Here is a 24570-nt window from a genome sequence, read left to right on the forward strand (position 1 = left end):
TGACTGCTCCACCACCCCATGCATTAGAACTTGTAAGTGGCCGACAGGCTGACAACCTCACCTTTGCTGTCGACTTTGCCATCCAGGCGCGCGGCGCCCAGGCGGTCGACGTTGACGGTTTTGAGCTTCACCTGCTCGACAAATTGCCGTGAGTAGGCACCGTCGATACTCAAGCCGGGGATGGCCTTGATATCGTAGCCAAAGCCAAGAGAAGCGAAGTAACGATCGCCGTCGGGGATACGTGGGTCACGCGTGGAATTGCGAGTGGGGGTCTGGTCATAGGCAACACCGGCGCGCAGGGTGAAGTCGTCGGTAAGCTTATAGTCGCCCCCCAGGGAATACATCATGACGTCCCGGTACTTGTAGGGAATCGATACGATGGTATTGCCATCGGACTTCAGGGTCAGCGCCTTGAATGACGACCATTGGGTCCACAGCATACTGGCGCCGAGGCTGAATCGGTCGTTGAACACATGCACCCAGTCGATGGCGGCGGTGGCCGGAATGTCCAACTGAGTGGATGCGTTCGCGCCGTCCGGAAACAGTTTGAGGCCGGGGTAAGCACGCTCGACCAGCGTCAAGCCATCCCCTCCGGCATCGGTCATCAGCAGCCTGCTGCCTGGATCAGCATAGATGTTGTATTTGCCTTCCATTTTGTTCTTGATCTTGGCGTGGTAGTTGAAACCCAGCGTGTCTTTCTCAGTGGGTTTCCACGCCAGGCCGGCGAACCAGCCCACCGAGGTGTTATCGACCTTGACGCGCATCAGCGACTGCCCTACCCCTGATGGGAACGGGATGCCGAAACCACCCAGCCCCGGCGAGACCGCCGCCGCCGCATACAGGTCGACGTTCTGGCTCACGAACCCTGTGCTGTGCTGAACAATGGCACCTGCACCGATAGAAAACTGGTCATTGACCTTGAACGACAGCGAGCCGGTCAACCCTACGGTTTCAATTTTGGTGTCAACGGCAAAGTCACGGCCTTTCCAATCCTGATCCCAAGTGGACTTCATGCCCTGCGGAACGACCTGACTCAAGCCAAAACTGAAACGGTCGTTGATGGGTATCACCAGGAAGCCGGTGGGTAACCAAGCCGTAAAGCCCGCTTCACCCCCATTGCCTTCACGCGGCGTGGAGGTCACACCGCCGAATTCGTCCATGACCCCGGAGGACGTCGGGTCGCCTTTGTAGTCATAGGCATTTCCCTTGAACTTGATATTGATACGCGCATAGATAACGTTCTGCTGCGCGATGGTTTGGTCAATGAACGCCATGGCGGCCGGGTTGTTGTAGGCTGAAGAAGGGTCATTCTTGAACAGTGAACCACCGCCAAACGCACGGCCCCAGCCTTGCGCGCCAAATGTAGGAGTCGAGTACCCGCCAGCCTGAACGGGCCCGGCTGCGACCATAAACCCGCTCAACAACGCCAGGCCAAGTAACGCCTGGGCCTGTTGTTTCTTATTATTCATGCTCCACTCCTTATTATTTTTATCCACCACAGCCGGAATCACCGCCTTGGCTTGCCTTAACAAGTGCCCTTTGCAGGGCACTTGCGTTTCAACGTGTGATCATCACGTCAAGCGCACGCCTATCAAGGGTTGACAGTGAGCGTTGGGGTTGGCGTCGCGGTCAGCGCAGTGATTTTGCAACTGCCGACGGTTTGTGCCGATGGAACAGTGATGGTGTGAGTGCTGTTGTTGTAGACCACATTGATGGTGGCGGGAGCGCTTGCGCAGTTGCTGACGATCTTGAAGTTCACGCCCGATACAGTGCCTGCAAAGGTGTCAGGCCCGGTGGCGGTGGAGGCGGTCAAGGTCCATGGCAAACCCAGCAACACTGGCACACCGCAAAGTGGGTTGGAGCCGCTCACAGTGGCACCGGTGATCGACGCGTTGGCACCACTCGCAGCCACGCTGCCGGTAAAGACGATGGTGCAAGCCACGGGCGCACCGAACGACGCAGGCGATGTAACCGTGATAGCACCTGCGGGCGTGGTGAAACCCGCGCCAGGAGGAGAAATGGTAGCGGCATTCACCATGGAAGCAGCACCCATGCAAACAGTCAAAGCAGTCAACGACACGAGAGTTTTCAAGCTTTTCATTGTTTTTCCTCACATGTTATGGCGAATTCATTTCGCCAGGGGTAATGGCCATGATCGAGAGGTCACGGTGAAACTGCAGAACTTCCCTTTCCAGCCAAATCTCAATTCAATTACCGAAACAACATCTAACGCTTATTCAACAACTTTGAAGTTCGGCGGCATTTTGATCGACACCGTCTTGATCTTGCAGTCTTCGCCAATCGGGACGTTGGCGGCTTCCAACTTACCCGTGGCGTTATCCCAGGTGCCGTCGGCCGTTGAGGGCCCACACTTGCCGCCCAGACCAAACGCGTGCACATCCACACTGATCTTCGACATAGAACCGCTTTTGGTATCCTTGGCGACCAGGATCCACGGCAAGTTGATGGCTTCCACCCGGCTGCACTTGAGGCCGCCATCGAATTCGACTTTATCGACATTGACCGATGAACCATCAGCCGCCACTTTGCCGGCCACCTTGATAGTGCAGTCGGCACTGATCAACGCGCCTTTGGAAAAACTGATGGGGCCCTGGGCGGTAAACGCACTGCCGGCGGGTTCGATGCGCGCTGCCTGGGCCTGGTGATAGGCGATCAGCCCCAGTGCAGCCAATACGATATGTGTGGTGAATTTGGCAGGTGCTTGCATGGTGTACGTCCTTCCCTTTAATTATTTTTGTTCGGGTCAAACAACTTTCTGGCAACCGATCTGGAAAATCCCGGGCGATAGAGGCCTGCGCGGCACGCAGGCCCCGAGTACGCAAACAACGTGTTACTTGAACTTAAAACGGTTTGGCGCTGTTGCTGTACTTCTCCAGGTACTTCAACCGTTGTGAGGGCTGAAGATTGGTCAGGGTGATATCCCCGGCATAATGGTTCAACACTCGGTGATCCATTCGCCGCCGCCACAAGTACGGCACATACGCCCAGACAATCATGCTCGCGTAACCATAGGGAAGTTGCGGCGACTCATCAAAATGACGCAACGACTGATAACTACGGGTGGGGTTGGCATGGTGATCGGAGTGCCGTTGCAACTGGAACAGAAAGATATTGGTCACAATGCGGTTACTGTTCCATGAATGCCGTGGCGAACAACGCTCGTAACGGCCATTGGGCAACTTCTGACGTTTAAGGCCGTAGTGTTCGACGTAGTTCACAACTTCCAGCAACGAAAACCCGTAGATGCCCTGAATGATCAGGAACGGCACCACCGCCCACCCCAGCCAGGCGATCATCGCGCCCCACAACACTACGCTGTACATCCAGGCGCTGAGCACACCGTTTTGCCAGTGCCAGGCAGGCAGGCCGAGCTTGCGCAGGCGTTCGCGCTCCAGGTTCCACGCCGAGCGGGCGCTGAACCAGACCGAGCGTGGCAGGAAAGCCCAGAAGCTCTCCCCCAGTCGCGAACTGGCTGGATCTTCCGGCGTGGCGACACGTACGTGATGGCCGCGGTTGTGCTCGGTATAAAAGTGCCCGTAGAACGTCGGCGCCAGGGTGACCTTGGCCAGGAACACTTCGAGCGCGTTGGGTTTGTGCCCCAGCTCATGGGCGGTGTTGATCGCGATGCCGGTAGCGGCGCCGGTCGACATGGCCATGCCCAGGTAAGTGAACCAGCTCAACTCGCCATGCAGTTGAATGCGCGCGGTGAGGTAGCTGGCCGCACGGGACAGCCAACTGGACGGTTCCAGGTTCGCGGCAGCCTGTAACAGTCCACCCTGGATGATCCACTCGATACCGCCGGCGGCAAGCCAACCGGTGATCACCACCGACGAGATCACAAACAGCACGCCGGTGTAGACGATCCAGCGGTAGTAGCTTTGGGATTCAAGGTGGCTGACGGCGGATTCGGGCGGGTTGCTCACGTCTTCACCGAGCATGCCATCGATCAGCGGGATCAGGCCGAAGATCACCAGCACGCCGACCCACCAGAGTTGCTGGATACCGGTGGTGATGGCCAGTGCACCAGACAGCAAAGGCGTGGCCAGGGGCATGATGCCCAACCACCACAGGTGACGCTTGCCGTCGGTCCAGGTGCCAGGAGCTGCCAAAGTCTGATTCATGGCAGCCACCGTTGCGGGGCAGAAGACAGCAGGTTCAGGGAGCGTTGAATGCTCCGAGAAATCAACCATGCGATAAAAGACGTTTTTTTCATTTTTATTCGCTCTTAGGCATTTCAAAAATCATTTCAAATTAAACATTGAAATATTTTTTTAAAGAAATAGCGCGGAATCGTTAGGTCGTCAACTACTTTTTCGAGGCCTTTTTTACGTGACCAGGCAGTCTCTTTTTCAGCCGCTTGGTCAGGTCTCTACGGCAAGCGTTTCGGACGGTACAACCCGCAATGAGGGCCACGATTATTTGCTTGCCAGGGCAAACGGCGGATGCAGGATCGCGGCGGTTTGCCCTGGCCGCGCACGCTTGGCCAACTGTTGCACCGCCTCCACCACCCGCGCGGTGGCGGTGATCGGCAACATGTGCCCGCACCCCTCCACCACCTGCAGCTTCAGGCCTGGGACCTTGTCGGCCAGGGCCTGGCCGTGTTTGCGAAAGTCCAGGACCTTGTCTTGCGCGCCGTAGATCAGGCTGATGGGCAACGTCAGTTGTGGGTAACGCTTGACCATGTGCGGCAGGTCGTCGTTGACCAGGGCGATCTCGCTGGATGCGGCATAGAAGTTGTCGGGGCGCATCCCCAGCAGTCCGCCGCCACGGGTGGCGAAATCGTCAGGAGCGCTGTCGGGTACAAACACGCCTTTGACCACCGCACGGCGTGTCAACAGGCCAATGGGCACCGTGAGCGTGTGAGATACCCAGCGCCGCAGCCAAGCCGGCCGTACCGCCAGTGACCAGAACACCAGGGGCAAGGTGGGTTGCGGATGGGTCAGCGGCGCCACTAACACCAACCCCGACACTGCGTGGGGATGGTCAAGGGCCAGCGCCAGGGAAATCGCACCGCCTAGGGAATGCCCCAACACCAGGGGCCTATCCAGGCCCAGGATGTTGATAAAGGCTGCCACTTGCCGCGCCTGGGCCGGCAGGTCCGCAGCGGTGCCTTTATGACGCGTGGAGTAACCCGACCCAGGACGGTCGAGTGTGATCACTCGGAAGTGTTCACGCAATTGCCCGGACAGCGCATACGTCAGGTTGCGACTGCTGCCCATCAGCCCGTGAATCATCACCAGCGGTGGGCCCTTGCCCTCTTCGTAATAATGAAAGCGCTCGCCCTCCACCTCCACAAAGCGCCCGTTGTTCGGAACGGCGGCTTCAATGCGTCGTGTCATCCACCCGCTGAACCCCCATAAAACGGCGCTCGCGCCTATGAAAACAGCCGCAGCGATAACCCATTCAACAGCCATAGCTCGGTCCTCTGCTTCCCTGCTGCTGTCGACCCGACCGGAATTGATCGAGCCTCAGCTATCGCCCAAACCACGGACCTGAACGTCGCGGCTATCCGTCGGACAAGTCGCACATGAGGAACCTGGGACTAGCGTAGGCGATATTTTCAGGTAGATTATTTAAAATCTTTTTTAAAATAAGTAATTCAATTTTTCTTTGCAATGGTGTTCTATCTAAAAGACACAACAAGAAAAGGAGCACACCCGATGCCCATGAAGGAATGCTTATGAATGCCCTGAGCGACTCAATCGACATCGCCATCATCGGCTCCGGCTTTGCCGGCCTGTGCATGGCGATCAAACTCAAGGAAGCCGGGTTCACCGACTTCTTTGTCGCCGAACAGGCCAACACCCTTGGCGGCACCTGGCGTGACAACCACTACCCTGGCTGCGCCTGCGATGTGCAGTCCCATGTGTATTCGTTTTCCTTCGCGCCCAACCCGGACTGGACTCGGCAGTTCGCGCCGCAAGCAGAGATCCGCGCTTACCTGGAGCAATGCGCCACGCGTTTCGAGCTGGCGCCCTACTTGCGGTTCGGCATGGGCCTTGAACGGGCGGTATTCGATGAGCAGCACCAGCGCTGGCAATTGCGCTTCAGCAATGGTCGCCAGGTCAGCGCACGGGTGCTGGTGTCGGGCATGGGCGGTTTGTCGCGCCCGGCGCTACCGGCTATTGCGGGGCTCGACAGTTTCAAGGGCAAGCGCTTCCACTCCCAGCAGTGGGACCACGACTATTCCTTGAAGGGCAAGCGCGTGGCGGTGATCGGCACCGGCGCCAGTGCCATCCAGTTCGTGCCGCAGATTGCGCCGCAGGTCGCTCATCTGGACCTGTTCCAACGCACTCCACCCTGGATCATGCCCAAGCCCGACCGGGAGATCTCGCCTGCCGAACGCTGGCTGTTCAAGCGCCTGCCCTTCACCCAACGGCTGGTGCGTGGCGCCTTTTACTGGGCGCTGGAAGGCCGTGTGGTCGGCTTTGCCCTGCACCCAAGGCTGATGAAAATGGTGCAGAAAATCGCCCTGCGCCACCTGCACAAACAGGTAGCGCGCCCTTCCCTGCGCAAGACCCTGACCCCGGACTACACCATCGGCTGCAAACGCGTGCTGATCTCCAATGACTACTACCCCGCACTGTCGCGCAGCAATGTCGAGGTGGTCACCGACAATGTATTGCGCATCGAAGCCGACGGGGTGATCACCGCCGACGGTATCAAGCACCCGGCCGACTGCCTGATCTTCGGCACCGGCTTCCAGGCCACCGATCCCCTGCCCCGCGACTGCATCATTGGGCGCGGCGGCGTAGACCTGATGGACACCTGGCAAGACGGCGCACATGCCTACAAGGGCACCACAGTACCCGGCTATCCCAACCTGTTCCTGATCGTCGGGCCCAACACCGGCCTGGGGCATAACTCGATGATCCTGATGATCGAAGCCCAGGTGACCTACATCCTCGACGCGCTTGAGCAAATGCAGCGGCATCGCATCGCCAGCGTAGACGTCAAACCCAACGTGGAGGGCGCCTACAACCAACAACTGCAAGCCAAGCTCAAGCGCACCATCTGGAACACCGGCGGATGCCAAAGCTGGTACCTGGACCCACGCACGGGCAAGAACACCACGTTGTGGCCGGGCTCGACCTGGCGCTTCAAACGCGTCACCCGCCAGTTTGCGCTCAAGGACTATGTGACCCGTCTGATGCCGGTCAATGCGCCCAACCATCCTGTACCTACGCCCCATTCCACTGCCGAAGGGAGCTTGTCATGAAGTCATTCAACGGCCGCGTGGCGGCCATTACCGGCGCCGCCTCCGGCATGGGACGCGCCCTGGCGTTGGCCTTGGCGCGAGAGGGTTGCCACCTTGCGCTGGCGGACAAAAACAGCCAAGGGCTGGAACAGACGTTGGCATTGATCAAGACGTCAACCCTGGCACCTGTGTTGATCACTACGCAGGTGCTGGATGTGTCCGATCGCACGGCCATGGAGAGCTGGGCTGCACGCTGCGCAGCCGATCACGGCCAGGTCAACCTGGTCTTCAACAACGCCGGGGTGGCCCTGTCGAGCACGGTGGAGGGCGTGGACTACGTCGACCTGGAATGGATCGTCGGCATCAACTTCTGGGGGGTGGTCCACGGCACCAAGGCATTTCTGCCGTACCTGAAAGCCTCAGGCGATGGCCATATCGTCAACACCTCCAGCGTGTTCGGCCTGTTTGCCCAACCGGGCATGAGCGGCTACAACGCCACCAAGTTTGCCGTGCGCGGCTTTACCGAATCCCTGCGCCAGGAACTGGATATGCAGCGTTGCGGCGTGTCAGCCACCTGCGTGCACCCTGGCGGCATTCGCACCGATATCTGCCGCAGCAGCCGTATCGACGCCAACATGACCGGGTTCCTGATCCACAGCGAACAACAGGCCCGCGCCGACTTCGAAAAACTGTTTATCACCGACGCCGACCAGGCCGCCAAGGTGATCCTGCACGGCGTACGCAAAAACAAACGTCGCGTGCTGATCGGCCGCGACGCGTATTGCCTCGACCTGCTCGCCCGCTGCCTGCCGGCGGCCTATCAAGCCCTGGTGGTGTTCGCCAGCAAACGCATGGCGCCCAAGCCACGCACGCCGGTGTTTGAAACCAACGACGAGCCCCGTCTCTGAACAGGAGCACGCATTATGTTGCCGATCCGCCGTGACATCCGTTTCGCCCTGCCCGCCGAGCGCATCAAGGACTGGCATGAACAGGGGCCGTTCATCACGCACTTCTTCAATGCCCTGTCGCTGCTGTTCCCCCAGGGCGAACTGTTTTTCATGGACAGCGTGCGCCACTACCGTCAACGCATCGATGACCCTGCACTGAAGAAAGAGATCCAGGGTTTTATCGGCCAGGAAGCCATGCACAGCCGCGAGCACGTGGCCTACAACGATCTGCTGCAAGCCGCCGGTTTGCCCGCGCATACCCTGGACCGCCGGCTGAAATTCATCCTCGACCTGCAGAAAAAACACCTGCCCGCGTCCTTCAACCTGGCCGTGACCATTGCCCTTGAACACTACACAGCGATGCTGGCCGAGATCCTGCTGAGTGACCCGTCCCGCTTCGGCGAGTCACTCAAGGGCTATCAACAAATGTGGTACTGGCACGCTCTGGAGGAAACCGAACACAAGGCCGTGGCTTTCGATGTCTGGAACACCGTGATCAAGCCCGGGCCTAAGCGCTATCTGCTACGCACCGCAACCATGCTCACCACTACGGTGTTTTTCTGGCTGGTGGTGCTCGACTTCCATTTGCGCCTGCTGATCGCCGACCGCACGTCCGGCGGGCACTTGAAAGGCTTCTGGCGAATGCTGAAGTTTCTGTATGGGCCCAAGGGCGTTTTCCCACGAATGCTGGTGCCGTGGCTGCATTACTTCAAACCCGGATTTCATCCCTGGGACCACGACAACCGTGCCCGCCTGGCCGGGATTGACACGCTGGTCGACGACATCGAGCGGACCCAGCGCGGGTATTAGGCTTGCGCCAACGCGGCGCGCTCACGCACAAAGCCTTCCAACTTGTCCCCTGGCAGTGCCTTGCTGAAATACCAGCCTTGGATGATCAATTCGGCGCCGGTGTTCAGGAAGGCCAACTGCTCGGCCGTCTCCACGCCTTCCACCACCACCCCCAGGTTCAGCGCCTCACAGAAGCGCAGCATGCCAGTCATGACCTGGGCACCTTTGGGGTCGTGCTGGGCCACCACGAAACTGCGGTCAATCTTGATGAAATCCACCGGAAACTGATGCAGGTAACTCAAGGCCGAAAACCCGGTGCCAAAGTCGTCGATATAGACCTTGGCGCCGATGGCTTGCAGCTTCTGGATGGTCTGGCGCGTAACCTGGATATCGTTGACCAATGCATCTTCAGTGATTTCCACGGAGACTTGCCCGTGGGCCTGGGCCAGGATTTCTACCAGGCGCTCTCCGTAGGCAGCGTCGGTCAGGGTCGCGCTGGAAATATTGATGGTCATCGGCAGGGCAAAGCCGAGCTTCTGCCACTTCTGGTATTGGCGCACCGCTTGGGACGCTACCCACACATCCACGTCGGGCATCAACCGCGCCTGGGCCAACCATTGCAGGAACTCCCACGGCGAATGCACCTTGCCCTGGGCATCTCGGGCACGCATGAGGGCTTCGCAGCCGGTGCACAGGCCGGTGCGGGTCGAGACTTGTGGTTGGAATTCGAGGTAGAACTCGTAGTCGCTGATTTGCTGGATGCGGCTCAGTTCATTGGCCTGACGCGCCAGGGTCTTGTGGGACGCGAGCACCGAGTCCAGTTCACGCAGCCGGCCCTTTTCTTCAAGACCACGGAAGGTCATGTCCAGGGACTTGAGGTAGACCGTACCGCCTTCAGCGGCCTGGCGATGAATGGCACGCACGTACGGCGCATACACCAGGGTGCCCAGGCCCAGAAGCCCGAGCTGCAGCGCCACTGCCGCGAGGTCGCCATGCGTGCTCAAGTAGGCATTGAGCAACACCGGCGCGGTGAACGGAACGCTGACCACCGCCGGCGAGACCCAGCCCATCTGCACCACTGTCAACGCCACCATGGCATTCAACGCGGGCACGACCAGAAAGGGAATGAACAAGCGCGGATTAAGGATGATCGGCAAACCGAACAACAGCACTTCACTGACGTTGAACAGTGACAGCGGCAGGCTCGCCATCGCCAACAAGCGCATGGACTGGCTCTTGGAGAACAGCAGGATCGCCAGCAACAGGCATAAGGCTCCGCCCGAACCGCCGATAAACGCGAAGCTGCCCAACAAGCCGCTGTTCAGCATGTATTTGATCGGCTCGCCCGCCGCCGACGCCGCATTGTTCAGCACCACAGCCTGGTCCAATACATCGAACAGCGGCTGCATCGCATACACACCGTGGATGCCGAAGAACCACAGCAGCGAATTCATCAGGGTCACAAACAGGCCGCTGCCGTAGGGCGATTCCAGGGCATGGAGCACTTGGGGCCCTTGAAGCTGCGCCACATAAGGGATCTGCAGCAGCAAAGACAACACCACCACCAACAACAGCGCGGTGATGGCGCCCGGTACCACCATATTGATGGTGCCCCGCAGGTTGTGGCCTACCAAGTCTTCATTGACCAACCGAGTCCAGCGGTAACGGTGCAGCCAGGCAATTGCCGGCACATTCAACAACGGCGAGGCAATCGCTATAAACAGGACGAAGGTGGCCGAAGCCCGGGGATATTCACGCAGGATAAACGTCGCCACCACCACATGGGCCAGGCACAAGAACGCTACCGGCAGTTGTGGCAGACGATGCTGGATTGCCAGCATGTAACCGATGGACGCAGCGACCAGCAGCGGGATCACGGAGCTGATCTGGTTATGCAAGCCGGCGAGGAACGCTACCACTTGCGCATCGAAACCCAGCACCCGTGCGCATTCAGACAGGATCAGGAAGCCTGCCGACACCAACAGGCATGGCAGGATCCACAACAAACCTTCGCGAATCGCTCGAAGAGACTCAGTGCTGGCCAAGGCAGCCAGGCGTTGGGTGAAGAAAAGCTTGAACAGCGTTTGCGCCATGACCCATCCCTCTGCCCATCACCCACTGTCCCTGGAAGGCAGGGCCGGAAACACAGAGTTAACGCTACACGTGCTGGCACAGTGAGCGAAAGCCTTTTGCCATTCACCCTGATGTTTTTTCCGTAATGGATGACAGGTAATTCCCTAGATTTTCTAAAATAATTGAATTTTCTTACGTAGACCACTGACTGAATCTGCTTCGGCACTGAGGACCTACCTGCTATTGTTTTTACTCACCGCCATAATCCAAAGCCCGGCCATCGAATGGAGTAAGCCCTTGTCACCACCCGGCGATAACCACCAGTTGGCATTGAACAGGTTCCTCAACGAACACCCCGATGTCGCTGCAGAACTCGATACCCTGAACCCGCTGGCCGCACAAGCCAAGGGTGAAACCCTGGCGCACTACCGCGCCGAACGGCTGCACGAGGCCTTCGAAGCCGAGGCCGAACGCCTGGGCCTGTTTGCCTGGGAGTTGACCCTGAAACTGACCGCCGAGTCCCCCGAAGCGTTTGAAACCCAACGCCTTGAAGTACACAAGGAAGTGGCGCAGATGGCGGGATTGAGCTGGGAAGAGTACCGTCAGATGCATGATTTGGCCGGTTGACGCATCAGCCCATGAACCATAGGCACCGACGGGCTGCCAACCCCTCGTACAGCTCGGCAACATCGACGGTTCGCTGCTCTGGGTCCATGGCCAGTGCTGAACATAACAAAGGCCAGTACTGCCTGGGCAGTTGCCTGGGCCGCGGCAATCGTTGATTGCGTTGACGCTCTACGGGCCGGCGTCCCTCAGCCATTTCGTAGAGCACTCGGGCCGCCCCATACAAGTCCGCGCTCGCCGACGGCAACCCGCCTGCCATCAGCTCCGGCGCTGCATAGGCGGGAGTCCAGGCATTCAGCCGATTGCGGCTCAAAACGGGTAATCCAGCCTCTGCCTGGGCTTGTGCGTGACCCAAGCCAAAATCGAACAGGCGTACCCCCTGCTCCCCCACCATGATATTCGCCGGTTTCACATCGCCATGCAGGACACCTTGCCGATGGGTATAGGCCAGTGCCTCCAGCAGTTGCAGGGCCATGGGCTGCAACGCTTGCCATGGCAATCCCTGCGGAGATTCCGGGAGTACGCGGTCGAGCGTCAGGCCGGGCATCAGTTCCATGGTGAAGAACGCCACTTGGTGTGCCGTGTCTACCTCGAAAGAAAATGCACGCACCACATGGTCATGTCGCAGGCTTCGGGTCAGGGCGAACTCGCTGTAGAGCAGTACATGCGCGTCGGTGGCCGCGGATAGGGTCTCGCCTAACAATTTCAGCGCCACGCGACAGTCTGGCTCGCCGAACGCTTCATGCAGCAAGTCCCGCGCGCGATAAACCACACCCATGCCCCCGGCACCGAGGATTCGCTCAAGCTGATAGCGCCCCGCCAGCACTTTCGGCAGGCCTGTCGCCGCGCTCATGGCTGGATCACTACGGCGGTGAGGTCATCCCGCGCCGGCCCCTGCAGCACGCCACTGAACAACCGATCCACCACCTGCCGTGGCGTGCCCGCGCTCATGGCACTCCCCAATTCCTGGTGACTGAGCCCCTGGTACAGTCCGTCGCTGCACAACAAAAACACATCACCGGGCTGGACGCGCAGCTCCAGTATCTCAAGGCTCAATGGCTGCCTTGCACCCACCGCGCGGGTCAATGCTCTTGCGCCAGGATGAGCCTGGGCCAGGTCCGGGCTCAACTGTTGCGTGTCGATCAGTTGCTGCTGCAGGGAATGGTCCCGCGACAGTTGATACAGCCGCTGCCCTCGCCACAGGTAGCATCGGCTATCCCCGGCCCAGACACAGGCGGCGCGGTGGTACTCCAGCAATAGCACCACCACCGTACTGCCCATGATGCCCGCTACGCCATCAGCGGGTTGTAACTGACTGTCGAGGCCACGCAAGCATCGCCGAACAGCCTCGATCCGTTGGTCAAAATCGCCTTGGCCTGGCAGTGCGGCAAGGCTGCGGACCACCCATTGGCTGGCCACATTCCCGGCATGATGCCCGCCCATACCATCCGCCACCGCCCAACAGCCACGTTGCGGGCAATCGAGAAAGGCATCCTCGTTGCGTGCACGGCTCTTGCCTTGCGCCGTGCGCCCGGCACTGCGCCATGGCTGCGCACCGCTCACAATTGCTCCGGCAGGCGGAAGCTGCGCCATGTCGCCATATGGAACGGGCTTGGGTCGCGTTGACTGGTCAGCAGGTAATTGGCCCGTAGGCCAGCCAGGTCAGCCTTGAGCACCTGCGCATTCCTGCCGCTCGCGGGCTCGCTTTGCATCAGGTCGAAAAATCGGAACATAGACCAGGCGCCACTGTCTTTCTCAATACCCATTGGCCGTTCGGCGACGCGCTCCAGTACCAGGCTGCTGCGACCATTCTGCGCCTCGCTTGGCCAACGGAACGTCATCGGCATGATCGGGCCATGGCGGTATTCCAACTGCTGATCACCCACCCGCAACGTCGCCCGACTGACCGCCTGGTCAAGGCTGTAGGGCGCCAGCGTGAACCGTACGGCCCAATCCCCCTGATCCTCGGTAAAAAAACCTTGGCGAATGATCTGAGCCTTGGTCAGTTGTTCCAGCAAAGAGCGCGACATCGGCAGGCTGCGCCCCTCCATCCCCCGCAGGCGATAGCGGTTGCCCTCAACGATGACGAACGGCCGCAGGTAACTCTCATAAAAGCGCGCCATGGCGCCCCGTGGCTTGAAAAACGCCTGGAAGTCCGCCAGGGCAACGTCACTGCCCGCATGCGCATCGAAGGGGTAACGGCGCTGAATGGCTTTCGCATAGAACCCGTAGACTTCGTTTTGATAGTGCTGATTCACAAACCCGTAAGCGTCATCGAGCAACTGGCGCCAGCTTTGGTCGGCAATGCCTTCGAACCACCCTTTGAGCGGCTGCGGAAAGCGAGCCGCCGTATCACGTAGGTTGCCCAGCAGGGGCTGCTGTCCATCCATTCGTTGCCTGGCCATTTTGAACGCTGCCTGCTCCGGCGAACTGTCCCGGCTCACTGTCGACAACTGCAACTGCAGTTCATCCAGCAGGCGCAATGCCTGCGTCAACTCGCTCCCTGGGTTTTGCTGTTCGTCCAGCAATTGGTGCAAGGGCTCGAAACGGCGTTGCAAGGCACGCCGGGCATTATCAGGCAGCACCGCTCTGCTCAGCCCCCTGGACGTCGCCGCGCCCAGCTCGCCGACTGGCTGGACTGCCGTTTCAAGGCGATCGGAGACCGACACAAATCGAGTATTTTCGCGCACCTGCTGCAATAGCTGCACCAAGGCCGATTGGGCCGACGTAAGGCTTGCGAGTTGCTCCGCGCCGTGTTGCAGGCTGCCACTTTCCCGCAGTCTGATCCGACCGAGTGCGTCGCTCCATGCATCGGCGTATTCACTGAAATAGCGCTGTTCCAGCTCCAGCATCAGCCTGCGTAGATCCGCGGCGCGCAGGTCCGCCCCCTCTCCAAGGACCCAATTGTCCTGAGCAACGGCATTGACCATCTGAGCGCCCTGCTGTTCGAATAACTGCAGGTATTTCCTGGTATAAAACCCAGGTATAGGCGGCTCGCCCCTGGAAAACGCCGGACCTTCGGCCAAATGATAGGGCTCCAGGCTCCGCGCTTGCTCCCGTAGCGCCCTGTAGACCACCTCCGCCAGCGACTCACCGCGTAATTCCAAGCGAGCCTGGGTCACCAACTCTTCATTCAACGGTGCCAGAAACGGCTGTTCTAGGAGCCGCGCAAAGTGCTCATTCAGGCGCGTGTTCGCCGAAGCGTCTCCCGACCACTGGCCAGACATATGCTCCACCAGCCAGCCCTTATCACGCCGCCCTTGCAGGTTGAGCATCAGATAGGCACGCAAGCTATCCAGCAGTTGTTCGCGGTCACCCAGGCTGCCTCGCACCCGCCCTTCGAGCAGGGCGGTCACGTAGGGCAGAAACTGCTGCTGCAAGGTGTGCTCATAAGCTGCGGTCAGCGGCGCAATAATCAGCGCCCCTTGATACAGGCCGGCCCGCTCTATCCACCGTGCCTCGGCCTGCGGCGAGAACACTTTGGTTGCCGCCAGGCGACTGTCCAGCAGCGTCAGCAAGGCAGGATGCTCGTCCACCCCTCGCGATGTGGCGGGCTGGGTGTTGTTGATCAGCCCCATTAGTTGCGATAGGCGCATATGGTTGAACGAGTAGCTGTGCGCCCACACTGCCCCCGCCGTCCCGATGACCACAGTTGCTGCCAGCACCATCAACCCATGGCGTCGACGTATACGCTGCCGCTCCGGGGTAAGTAGCCTGGCCAGGTTGGCCTCGGCAAAAATCACTCGTTTAAACAACCCTTGGACAAAATGAGAACGTACATCAACGGTTTTCGCACAGGTCAGGTAAAAACCTCGCAGGGCATTGACAGGCTGATTACGACTGACAGAAAACGCCGCTTCGATAAACAGGCACAGGCTGTCACCGATGCGTGCGACCTGCCGCGGAAAGTCAAGCATGCGTCCTCGACACTCGGTATTTCGCTCTTGCTGCAAGCGCGGAATCAGTTCTCCACCCAGGCGTTGCAACAGGTTCTCGAACACGTCCTTCGCCTGGGCGCGGTCCGTAACCAGGCCCCCTCCCAGAACCTGTTCTATGCCATCGCCCTGCTGAGCATCAAAAAACTCGGCAAAACCGGCCAGCCGATCAGACTGGGTCAACACCAGGTACACCGGCACATCCACCTGCAGCGTCTGCTGGAGGTCCTGCAAGCGCGTACGCACATCGCGGGCATGACGCTCCAGGTCGTGCTCATTGCTGCTTGAAAGTGTGTCGACCGACAACGTGACGACTACGCCATTGAGTGGCCGCGTCCTGCGCCGCCACTTGAGCAGATCGAGCAGAGTCGCCCATCCCGCTGCATCCACCGAAGGGTCCGGCTGGCCCAAGTAACGACCCGCGGCCTCGACCAGTACCGCTTCTTCGGCAAAATACCAATCACAGCCAGACATCGCCCCCTTCGGGGCCGCGTCAGGGCGGTCGAGTGGAGACAGCGAGCCACTGGCCGCCAGCAGGCTGGTCTTGCCACTGCCTTGCTCGCCAATCACCAGATACCAGGGCAACTCGTCGCGCCAACGCTCACTGTGTACACCGTAGCGTCGTGAGCTTTTCAACGTCTGCAGCGCTTCTTTGAAGCGCTCCCGCACCTGGCGTATTTCATCGTCGATCAATGCCTTGCGCTGATGACGCGCATGCTCTTGCGGCTGATTCAACCGAGCGGTGCGACGTGCACCCGCCACGACCATCGCCAGCCCCCACAGCAACAGCAACCCGCTGATGGTCAGCAAACGAGACGTTGGACTTTGCCAGAAACGGTAGTCATCCACCGCCAGCAATGGCCCGAAAAACCACACCAGCAGCGCACTGGACAGCACCAGCAGCAAGCTCCATACCCAACTTTTGCGCAGCACCCTACCCACTCCTTTGAAGAATGTGTTCATCCATTGCTCCCAGCGTTACGAGTGTGTCCGAGACAGTCCTGACACCAAAGATTGAAGAGGTTGCAGCGCGGCCTCGCGCTCCTGGCTCAGCACCCAGGCAAACCCTGAATACATCACAAGCAAACACGCCAGCACACAGGCAGTAGCCAACAGGGCGGAGACAATACGTATCCGAGGGGCTTTCCCCCTCTTCGGGGAAATGGATAGCGGCACCCGATCACCTCGCACATGCCTGACCTGGCGAAAAACAGCATCCTGAATCGTTTCCAGTTGCTCCCTTCCCCGCTCCATGACGCGGTATTTACCTTCGAACCCCAACGACAGACACAGGTACATAAGCTCAAGCATGGCAACGTGCTTGACGGGATCACGGGATAAACGCTCCAGCAACTGGAAAAACTTTTCACCACCAAAGGTTTCGTTGTGAAAACGGCTCAACAGGCTCCTCTTCGACCAATCGCTGCAACTGCCCCACGGCGTAGTGACTACCGCCTCGTCGATGACACTGCACAGCACATAGCGCGCCGACATCACCTGGCTATTCTCTGCCCCAACGTGCAAGGCATGGGTTTCAAATGCGCTGATGCCTGATGAAAGCTGATCATTGAGCGCCTGCAAGCTTTCCCGAGCCGGGCTGGCCCTGAGCTGGGCAACCTGTGACAGAAGTTCCCAGGCCGCTGCCAATAGCACGTTGGGGCCCATATTGAAACGCTGCCCCGGCAGGTTGGCGGTGTAGATCATGCGGTCTTCCAACTGTTCGAAACGTGGTGGCGACGGGAAATCCGTGACGGCCCCCTGTGCCGGGCCGTGCCCGTCACGGTCAAGCAATATGGTTTTTTCATCCTGCGGGTATTCACTGTCCATCGTCATGGTGTTCAGTTCCTGATAGCCCAGAAGTTGAGTTCCAGCTCGGCGAACTCGCCGCTGGCGTGGAAGGCAAAACCACCCGACTGCTCCAACTGTGCGATGTCACGGGGACTGAGTTCGAGCATGAAATAGGTCTTGGCGGCGTGGTACGGAATCTGCCGCGGAGCGACCGGCAGCGGCTGGACCTTGATACCGGCCAGGTGCAGATTCACCAGCTCGCGGATGCGTTCAACGGGGCCTATCTTGAGATGCGCCGGCAAACGATGGCGAAGCTCCTCCGACTCACATTGGGCGGTGGCGGCCAAAATGAAGGTGGCGGTACCCAGCAACTTGAGATCGCTGACCGGGCAAACCAGCACTCCGTATTGCCGCTGTTGCAACACCAGTTCGATGGCATGTTGCTCCAGCACCGAAGACAACGCGGTGCGAAGCCCCTCCATCAGCCCTCGAAAGCTCGCGCCCTGATCGCCATGCCTGTAGTGCACGGCAAGTTGCGCGCGTTTGTTGTCGTTGGCAAACGTCGACAGTTCACCGAGGATCGCGAGCAACTCCCGGTACAGCAACTCCGGACGCACTTGAGCCTGCGCCAGATAGTGACGCAGGATCAACTCGGCACGATTGATCAGTTGCAGCATCAGGAAATCACCGACCTGTGCGCCTGTCGAGGCACCCGCTCCCTGGACTCGCGCTGCAATCGCATCGCCACGTGTCGCCAGCAGGCTAATCACCTCTTTGACGCATGACGCCACATAACCGGAGCCCTGGAGATAGATGAACGTCGGTACAAAATCCGCATCCAGGTCTACGCCGCCGTCGCGAGTCGAATCCTGCACCTGGGCGACCTGCAGTTTCACGTAGAACGCATCACTGGGCCCCTCGCCCAGCATCAGGCGCAAGTCCGGGCGTGCGCAGTTGATCTGGCAACGAGAGTCGACGCCGGCGTTGGCGTCGCCGATCTCCGTTTCACAGGAGACGTAACGTGCCAGCACATCGCTTTGCTCCTTCCTGCGCACTTCAACCTGATTCTCCGTCGCCAGCGGCAACGCCAGGTAAACAGCTTGCCTGCCCGCATTGGCAGGTACCTGCAACACCAAAGGTTCCATTGCGCCGCTCAACTCGAACAAACTGCCGTCAGGCAATACCCCGCTGGCCTGGTTGACAACAACCTTGCCTAGATTGAGATACTGCATATCGACGTCCAAGGTCAGGAACCCCCACGCATCACTGCTCAGCAACCTTGTTCGGTTGAGCTGTCGATGGAAGTAACGGTCATTGTGTTGCAAGTGCTGGGGACGCAACAGCATGCCCTCTTGCCAGATAACGTTATGGACCTGCATCTCAATCCTCCGTCCTGTCAGTCTGAGGGGTTGCCATCCGCAGCCCCGTCTGATCCAGCACAACGCCGGCACGGGTCAATTGCCCGGGAGCCACCGGCAGCACCAGCCTCCATTGCACATGAGGCAAGTCGCGATAGGCCGCCAGCACACCGACGTAGCGGCTATGGGGCTCTACACTGAGTTTGAGTTCCAGCTGTTCACCAGGACGCAATGCCAACTCCTCGCTGCGGACCCAATCCCTGGAGAGGGTCTGCTCGGCGCGGTCGTAGAGGCTGAAAAAATCGGCGTTTTCAAAGGCCACGGGGTGCCGCAGTTCAAGCAGGTGCACCACCACGGGTGAAGGGCGACCGTGAAGGTCGGGGTTTACTTCGTCACCTGCGATCAACGTCAGGTCCAGTTTGGTCAGGGTCGAAAAAGGTGAAAGGCTGCCACATCCGGCCAACAGGCACAGTGCTGACAGCATTGATAGGGCAGCAACTCGATACATGAACGTCATCCTGGGCACGCTGCATTCAGGGTAGAAACCAGGCGCACCTGCTCCTTGTAGGCATTGGAAAAGTCATTGCGCAACAACTGATCGCCCAAAGAATCTTCGTCAACCAGGCGTAGATAGTGGCGTCGGTATGCCCGCCAATGTACCGCCTCGGTAAAAAACCTGGGTGGCCTGCCCTCGCGCTCGAAACACAGCAACAAGTGTTCCGGCGCAAAAGCTGCCAATGCACCACGCACCGCGGCCCGACTGGCCACGACCATGGCCAGTTGATGAACCTGCAGGTCTCGACAGACCTGGGCGACCGCTTGCTCGGCATTGAGTTCGCCCGGTTCACCAGCGCCCAGCAGGGACGCCATGGCGGCCTGGCTGTCGGCACACGCTTTCAACGGATTGCGTATGTTGAGCGCTGGCGGGGTCAGTGCAGCGCTGATCTCGCTGTTCAACTCATCGCGGGTTCGCAGGCTTTGCTGCAGCCCTTCGATGGCATGCCTGAACAGCCCTGCCACCTTGATCGCAAGGGCTTCGCGACCTGGGGTATCAAGCGTGTCCAATTGCATGCCCAATGCTTGCGCGAACTGAGGCCAGAACGCTTGCGAGGCTGCAGGCGCGGCCATGACGGGGTCGGGAGGTAGTACTTTCCTGTCGGGTCCAGCCCATGTCGGCACAATCAGATGGTCACGATCCACAGGCCCCGGAATGGGTGACTGGCAAGATACCTGCGTTGACGCATCGAGAGCGTCCAATTCTGCCGAAGCGCTAACACGCAACTGCTCGCGATCCAGCGCATCAACAGGGTCAAGCCCGAGGAACGCATCGTCTGGAATCACGACATTCTGAGCAAACGACCGCCGTTCATTTGCCACCAGGCGGGCACGAATTTCCAGCCGACCCAATTGATACACTTCACCCTCCATGATCGGCCGCGCCTGCCCTTTGTCCAGACGTTCCATGCTGCCGGACACACCGATGCCGTTGCTGCTGATATCCGTCAGGAAGTAGCGGCCTTCTCGATAACTGACCAAGGCGTGATGACTGGAGATCAGCCGATGGGCATCGGGGAGGATCCAGTCACACCCCGCCCCCCGGCCGATCACACCGCCGACACCGTCAAATGTCTTACGGGTCGGCGGTTCATTGTTCACGGCACTGCAGACTTCAAACACTAATTGCATGGCAGAACTCTCCTGCTCACTGCCCACGACGGATCGCCTGAGGATCACCCAGCGGGCGGTAGTTGGCGTCATCAAAGACATAATTGGCGTTACAGCCACTCAACAAACACAGTGCAAGCACCAGCGCTTGCCACGGATGAAAAAACATCAGGTATCTCCCATGAAAATCAGATGGCGACACGTCCCCGCTCAACACTCTTCACGGACTTCGCCTTCGGGGATCTTCAGACGCGCCAGGCGATAGAGCAGCGTGCGGCGGGCGACACCCAGCTCACGTGCAGTTCGGGTGCGATTACCACGGTTCTTGTGTAAACAATCGATCAGGAACACTCGCTCCACCCGCTCCAGACGTTGGCGCAACGTCACATCGACGGATTCATTGGCAGGTGGCGTAGGCAAGGAAAGATGGACGGGCAAGATCACCCCGTCATCGCAGAGCAGTACCGCACGCTCCACCAGGCATTTGAGCTCACGTACATTGCCGGGGAAGGCGTAGCTCGACAGTTGATCGAGGGCCGCACTGGACCACGACACCGATTCACGTCCAAGTGCAATGGAGGCCTGCTGCCCAAACTCCCGCGCCAACAGCAACACATCACCGTCGCGCTCGCGCAAGGGCGGCAGTTCGATGGGAAATTGCGCCAGCCTGTAATAAAGGTCTTCGCGAAAACTGCCTTGGGCTACCATCGCGGCGAGGTCGCGATGCGTCGCAGCGATGATTCGCACATCAACCTTGTGTGCCGCAGTGGCGCCCAGCGGGCGAACTTCGCCGTCCTGTAGAACCCTCAGTAACTTGGCCTGCAGCGACAGCGGCATATCGCCGATTTCGTCCAAGAGCAGCGTGCCTCCATGCGCGGCGTCAAACAGCCCGACATGGTTGCGTTCAGCCCCCGTGAAAGCCCCTTTGCGATAGCCGAACAGTTCACTTTCCAGCAGCCCTTCGGGAAACGCCGCACAGTTTTGCACCACGAACGCTTTGCTTTTTCGCGGCCCTGCAGAATGGATAGCCCGCGCCACCACCTCTTTGCCGGTCCCCGTCTCGCCGCGCAGCAATACGGTGTAAGGCGTCTGCATGACCTTACCGATGAGGCGGTACGTCTCATCCATGGCGGTACTGCTGCCGATCAGCCCAAATTCCGCACGGGGGGCCGGTTTGCAGTCACTCAGGACGGCGGTGCTTTCTGTGGAACGTTGACTCTTCAGCAGAATCCGCTGCATCAAGGCAAAACTTCCCAGTTGGCTCAAGGAGAGTGAGTAGTCCTGCAAATTTTTCCGGTGTTGGCTAGCAAACAGCAACACGCCGTTGATAGCCTTGTCGCGGTTGAACAACGGCACACATGACAACGCCTCCCAGGAGGTCGCCAGCACGGGCAGAAACCCGCATTCGTACACGCTGCCCGTGAGGTCTTCCAGGCTAAGAGCCGTTTGATGACGGACTACATAGTTCAGCACCTGCTCATGCTGGAAGTCCTGGGTGCCGGCCGGATCTCCGGCGCAAAGCGCTCCGGACACGTGCTGGGCAAGCAGCTCAAGCCGGCCAGTGGACTCATCACGCCAATACCACTGACTGAGTTCGCACTGGCTCAACTGCGCCACCGCCGTAACACACAGGCCAGGCAACGTGGCTTCGTCACCCTCGACACCCAGGCGAATGAACCAGCCGAGCAGCGCTTCGGCATAAGCCAGCGAATGGGGTTCCTGGTTGGACCGGTTATCCCTCATTGGCTGAACTCACAGATAGGAGCCCCATTCCCCGCCAGGTACGCATGTACATGCCCCAGGGGTTCGTCTTGGGCCATCGCCTCCAGCAACCGGTCCACTACCTGCGGCAACAAATGAAGCTCGATCCACTGGTCAATGTAACGAGCGCCACTGTCACCGTGTGAGCAACGCTCGACCATGTGTGCAACCAGCTCAGGCGTATAGCTGAATGCCAGCTTGCGCAGGCTCAATCTCTGCCCCAGGCGTTCCAGCTTGAGCCTTGCCAAGTCATGCAGGATCCCACCCGTCACCGGGTAATAGGGCAGCACCCGCATCCGTGCCAGTAACGCAGGTTTGAAGTGGTCACGCAGCAGCGGACGAATTGCCTCTTGCAGCACTTGCACGTCAGGTCGCTGACCGTCTGCGCACAGTTCACCGATGCACTCGCTGCCCAGGTTGGACGTCATCAAGATCAGCGTGTTGCGAAAATCGATTTCCCGGCCTTCCCCGTCATTGGCCAGGCCCTTGTCGAAGATCTGATAGAACAGGTTCAATACTTCCGGGTCGGCCTTCTCGACTTCATCAAGCAGCACCACCGAATACGGGCGTTTCCGTACGGCTTCGGTCAGCACGCCGCCCTCGCCGAAACCGACATAACCGGGAGGTGCGCCAATCAAACGAGACAGCGAGTGTTTTTCCTGGAATTCGGACATATTGAGGGTGGTGACAAAACGCTCACCGCCATACAACAGATCACCCAGGGCCAACGCCGTCTCGGTCTTGCCCACGCCACTTGGGCCGACCAGCAGGAACACCCCGACCGGAGCATCGGGTTTATTGAGCCCGGCCGCAACGGCGCGCAGATTGCGGTCCAGGGCCTGCACCGCTTGTTCCTGGCCGAGAATGCGCGTGCGTAGAGCATCAGCGAAACCCAGCATCCGTGCACTGTGCTCACATGCCACCTGTTCAACCGGGATGCCGGTCCAGCCACTGATGACCTCGGCCACCAGGCGCGGGCATACATGCTGCGTCAATGTTTGTTGTTCCGGCCAACACTGCTCCAGATGCTCACGTTCGCTTTCCATCTCCTCCATGCGAAGGTTCAACCCGTGCAGTGTTTGCTCATCCACGGGAATCCCTGCATCCCTGTCACGACTTATTGCCTGATGCTGGCGCACACCTTCCGCCTGCGCCGCGTACAGGCGTTGCAATGCCTCCGGCGCCATCTCCCTACGGGTACGCAAGCGAGCGCAAGCGGTGTCCAACACATCCACCGCCTTGTCGGGCAACTGGCGCCCAGGCAGGTAACGGGCACTCATTTGCGCCGCCGCAACCACCGCATCGTCCCGCACGTAAACACCATGGCTACGCTCATACACCGAAGCCAGTCCACGCAGGATCGAAACCGCCTGTTCGACACTGGGTTCGCCGACCGTTACAGGCTGGAAGCGCCGCGCCAATGCCGGATCTTTTTCGAAGTATTTCTTATATTCCGACCAAGTGGTGGCAGCGATGGTGCGCAAGTCGCCACGGGCCAAGGCCGGTTTGAGCAGATTCGCCGCATCGGACCCACCCGCCTGAGCGCCTGCACCGACCAACGTATGTGCCTCATCGATGAACAGGATCACCGGATTGGCCGATGCATTGACTTCGTCGATCACACCCTTGAGGCGCCGCTCGAATTCTCCCTTGATGCTGGCACCGGCCTGGAGCAGGCCCATATCCAGCGTCAGCACCCGTACATCCTTCAGCGCTCCAGGCACCTGCGCGGTGGCAACGCGCAGCGCGAGCCCCTCGACAACGGCCGTCTTGCCCACCCCGGCTTCGCCTACAAGGATTGGGTTGTTTTTACGCCGGCGCATGAGGATATCGATCAGTTGGGCGATCTCAGCATCGCGGCACAACACCGGATCGATACGGCCTTCAAGTGCCTGGCGCGTCAGGTCGTGAGTGAAGCGCTCCAGCAATGACTCAGCCGACAGCGCAGGACCATTGCCAGGCGCTTGGCTCAACACGAAGCCAAGTACACGCTGCGAATCCAAACGCTTCAAAAAAGCCTGATACGCACTCCCCGCATGGTGCATCGGGTGACGCAACAGGGCCAGCAACAGGGCACCATGATCGACTTCAGTCTGGCGCAGCTCCAGATGGGCAACCATCGATGCCTGCTGCAGCCATTGCACCAACGCATGGGCAAACACCGGGTTGCGCGATGCACTCGCCTCCCCCTTGGGTTGCAGTACGGCTTGCAACGTACCGACCTCAATGCCTGCATCTGCCATTGCCCGTACCAGAAGGCCGTCATGATGCTCCAGCAGGGCGAGCAACAAATCTTCCACCAGCACTTCCCTGCCGCCGCGTGTTACGCAACGCTCAGCAGCGCGCGCCAAATCTTGGCGGGCCTGGGTGGTCAATGTCTGGATAAGTTGTTGCAGATCAACATTTATCAT

At 59.5% G+C, this 24570-nt stretch carries 20 protein-coding genes; 4 read left to right on the top strand and 16 right to left on the bottom strand.

The features are described from left to right. Positions 1–23: 23 nt before the first annotated feature. The 5 genes from HX793_RS23075 to HX793_RS23095 all read right to left on the bottom strand — a co-directional run bounded on the left by HX793_RS23075 (position 24) and on the right by HX793_RS23095 (position 5435). On the bottom strand, positions 24–1469 hold the full coding sequence (locus tag HX793_RS23075; protein WP_016980192.1) for an outer membrane protein transport protein: 1446 nt from the start codon (positions 1467–1469) through the stop codon (positions 24–26). Between the two features lie 122 nt (positions 1470–1591). Then, complete coding sequence (praB, locus tag HX793_RS23080; RefSeq protein WP_095016522.1) at positions 1592–2101, bottom strand: alkane oxidation protein activator PraB; 510 nt, start codon at positions 2099–2101, stop codon at positions 1592–1594. 132 nt (positions 2102–2233) lie between these two features. Further along, positions 2234–2728, bottom strand: coding sequence for an alkane oxidation protein activator PraA (gene praA, locus HX793_RS23085; protein WP_016980194.1), 495 nt, complete (start codon positions 2726–2728; stop codon positions 2234–2236). Positions 2729–2861: 133 nt separating this feature from the next. Beyond that, the gene (locus HX793_RS23090) at positions 2862–4142 is read right to left on the bottom strand and encodes an alkane 1-monooxygenase (protein ID WP_177053134.1); all 1281 of its coding nucleotides are present in this window, start codon (positions 4140–4142) and stop codon (positions 2862–2864) included. A 294-nt stretch (positions 4143–4436) separates the two neighbouring features. Beyond that, on the bottom strand, positions 4437–5435 hold the full coding sequence (locus tag HX793_RS23095) for an alpha/beta fold hydrolase (protein ID WP_177053133.1): 999 nt from the start codon (positions 5433–5435) through the stop codon (positions 4437–4439). A gap of 266 nt (positions 5436–5701) precedes the next feature. Here HX793_RS23095 and HX793_RS23100 point away from each other — a divergent pair, with 266 nt between their 5' ends. Genes HX793_RS23100 through HX793_RS23110 form a run of 3 tightly spaced genes read left to right on the top strand, consistent with a single transcriptional unit; the run spans position 5702 to position 8976 of the window. After that, positions 5702–7240, top strand: a complete 1539-nt coding sequence (locus HX793_RS23100; protein WP_177053132.1) for a flavin-containing monooxygenase — start codon at positions 5702–5704, stop codon at positions 7238–7240. After that, the gene (locus tag HX793_RS23105; RefSeq protein WP_177053131.1) at positions 7237–8127 is read left to right on the top strand and encodes an SDR family NAD(P)-dependent oxidoreductase; all 891 of its coding nucleotides are present in this window, start codon (positions 7237–7239) and stop codon (positions 8125–8127) included. The genes HX793_RS23100 and HX793_RS23105 overlap by 4 nt, the downstream gene beginning before the upstream one ends. Positions 8128–8142: 15 nt before the next feature. Next, positions 8143–8976 carry a metal-dependent hydrolase gene (locus tag HX793_RS23110; protein WP_177096587.1) on the top strand — a complete coding sequence of 278 codons (834 nt, stop codon included), beginning with the start codon at positions 8143–8145 and terminating at the stop codon, positions 8974–8976. On the opposite strand, the gene HX793_RS23115 is transcribed toward HX793_RS23110, so the two are convergent. After that, positions 8973–11048, bottom strand: a complete 2076-nt coding sequence (locus HX793_RS23115) for an EAL domain-containing protein (RefSeq protein WP_177060718.1) — start codon at positions 11046–11048, stop codon at positions 8973–8975. The genes HX793_RS23110 and HX793_RS23115 overlap by 4 nt on opposite strands. 277 nt (positions 11049–11325) lie before the next feature. On the opposite strand from HX793_RS23115, the gene HX793_RS23120 reads away from it, so the two are divergent. Then, on the top strand, positions 11326–11655 hold the full coding sequence (locus HX793_RS23120) for a DUF6388 family protein (protein WP_177053129.1): 330 nt from the start codon (positions 11326–11328) through the stop codon (positions 11653–11655). 4 nt (positions 11656–11659) lie between these two features. Here HX793_RS23120 and HX793_RS23125 read toward each other — a convergent pair whose 3' ends face one another. Genes HX793_RS23125 through HX793_RS23170 form a run of 10 tightly spaced genes read right to left on the bottom strand, consistent with a single transcriptional unit; the run spans position 11660 to position 24570 of the window. Continuing rightward, a complete protein-coding gene (locus HX793_RS23125) occupies positions 11660–12505 on the bottom strand; it encodes a serine/threonine-protein kinase (RefSeq protein ID WP_177053128.1) in 846 nt (281 codons plus the stop codon). Continuing rightward, complete coding sequence (locus HX793_RS23130; protein ID WP_218178752.1) at positions 12502–13245, bottom strand: PP2C family protein-serine/threonine phosphatase; 744 nt, start codon at positions 13243–13245, stop codon at positions 12502–12504. The genes HX793_RS23125 and HX793_RS23130 overlap by 4 nt, the downstream gene beginning before the upstream one ends. Continuing rightward, the gene (gene tssM / locus HX793_RS23135; protein ID WP_177096585.1) at positions 13212–16550 is read right to left on the bottom strand and encodes a type VI secretion system membrane subunit TssM; all 3339 of its coding nucleotides are present in this window, start codon (positions 16548–16550) and stop codon (positions 13212–13214) included. The genes HX793_RS23130 and tssM overlap by 34 nt, the downstream gene beginning before the upstream one ends. Before the next feature lie 15 nt (positions 16551–16565). After that, complete coding sequence (icmH, locus tag HX793_RS23140; RefSeq protein ID WP_177096583.1) at positions 16566–17420, bottom strand: type IVB secretion system protein IcmH/DotU; 855 nt, start codon at positions 17418–17420, stop codon at positions 16566–16568. Positions 17421–17425: 5 nt separating this feature from the next. Beyond that, positions 17426–18754, bottom strand: a complete 1329-nt coding sequence (gene tssK, locus HX793_RS23145) for a type VI secretion system baseplate subunit TssK (RefSeq protein ID WP_177096581.1) — start codon at positions 18752–18754, stop codon at positions 17426–17428. A 1-nt stretch (position 18755) separates the two neighbouring features. Beyond that, a complete protein-coding gene (tssJ, locus tag HX793_RS23150; RefSeq protein WP_177053123.1) occupies positions 18756–19241 on the bottom strand; it encodes a type VI secretion system lipoprotein TssJ in 486 nt (161 codons plus the stop codon). Positions 19242–19246: 5 nt separating this feature from the next. After that, positions 19247–20419 (bottom strand): type VI secretion system-associated FHA domain protein TagH, encoded by a 1173-nt coding sequence (gene tagH, locus HX793_RS23155; protein ID WP_177096614.1) that lies wholly within the window; start codon positions 20417–20419, stop codon positions 19247–19249. A gap of 16 nt (positions 20420–20435) precedes the next feature. Then, positions 20436–20567 (bottom strand): hypothetical protein, encoded by a 132-nt coding sequence (locus HX793_RS23160; protein WP_016980208.1) that lies wholly within the window; start codon positions 20565–20567, stop codon positions 20436–20438. A 41-nt stretch (positions 20568–20608) separates the two neighbouring features. Beyond that, positions 20609–22141 carry a sigma-54 interaction domain-containing protein gene (locus HX793_RS23165; protein WP_177053121.1) on the bottom strand — a complete coding sequence of 511 codons (1533 nt, stop codon included), beginning with the start codon at positions 22139–22141 and terminating at the stop codon, positions 20609–20611. Beyond that, a complete protein-coding gene (locus HX793_RS23170; RefSeq protein ID WP_177053120.1) occupies positions 22138–24570 on the bottom strand; it encodes an AAA family ATPase in 2433 nt (810 codons plus the stop codon). Before HX793_RS23170 ends, HX793_RS23165 begins: the two co-directional genes overlap by 4 nt.

This window comes from Pseudomonas reactans (genome assembly GCF_013387025.1).
GTDB lineage: Bacteria > Pseudomonadota > Gammaproteobacteria > Pseudomonadales > Pseudomonadaceae > Aquipseudomonas > Aquipseudomonas reactans.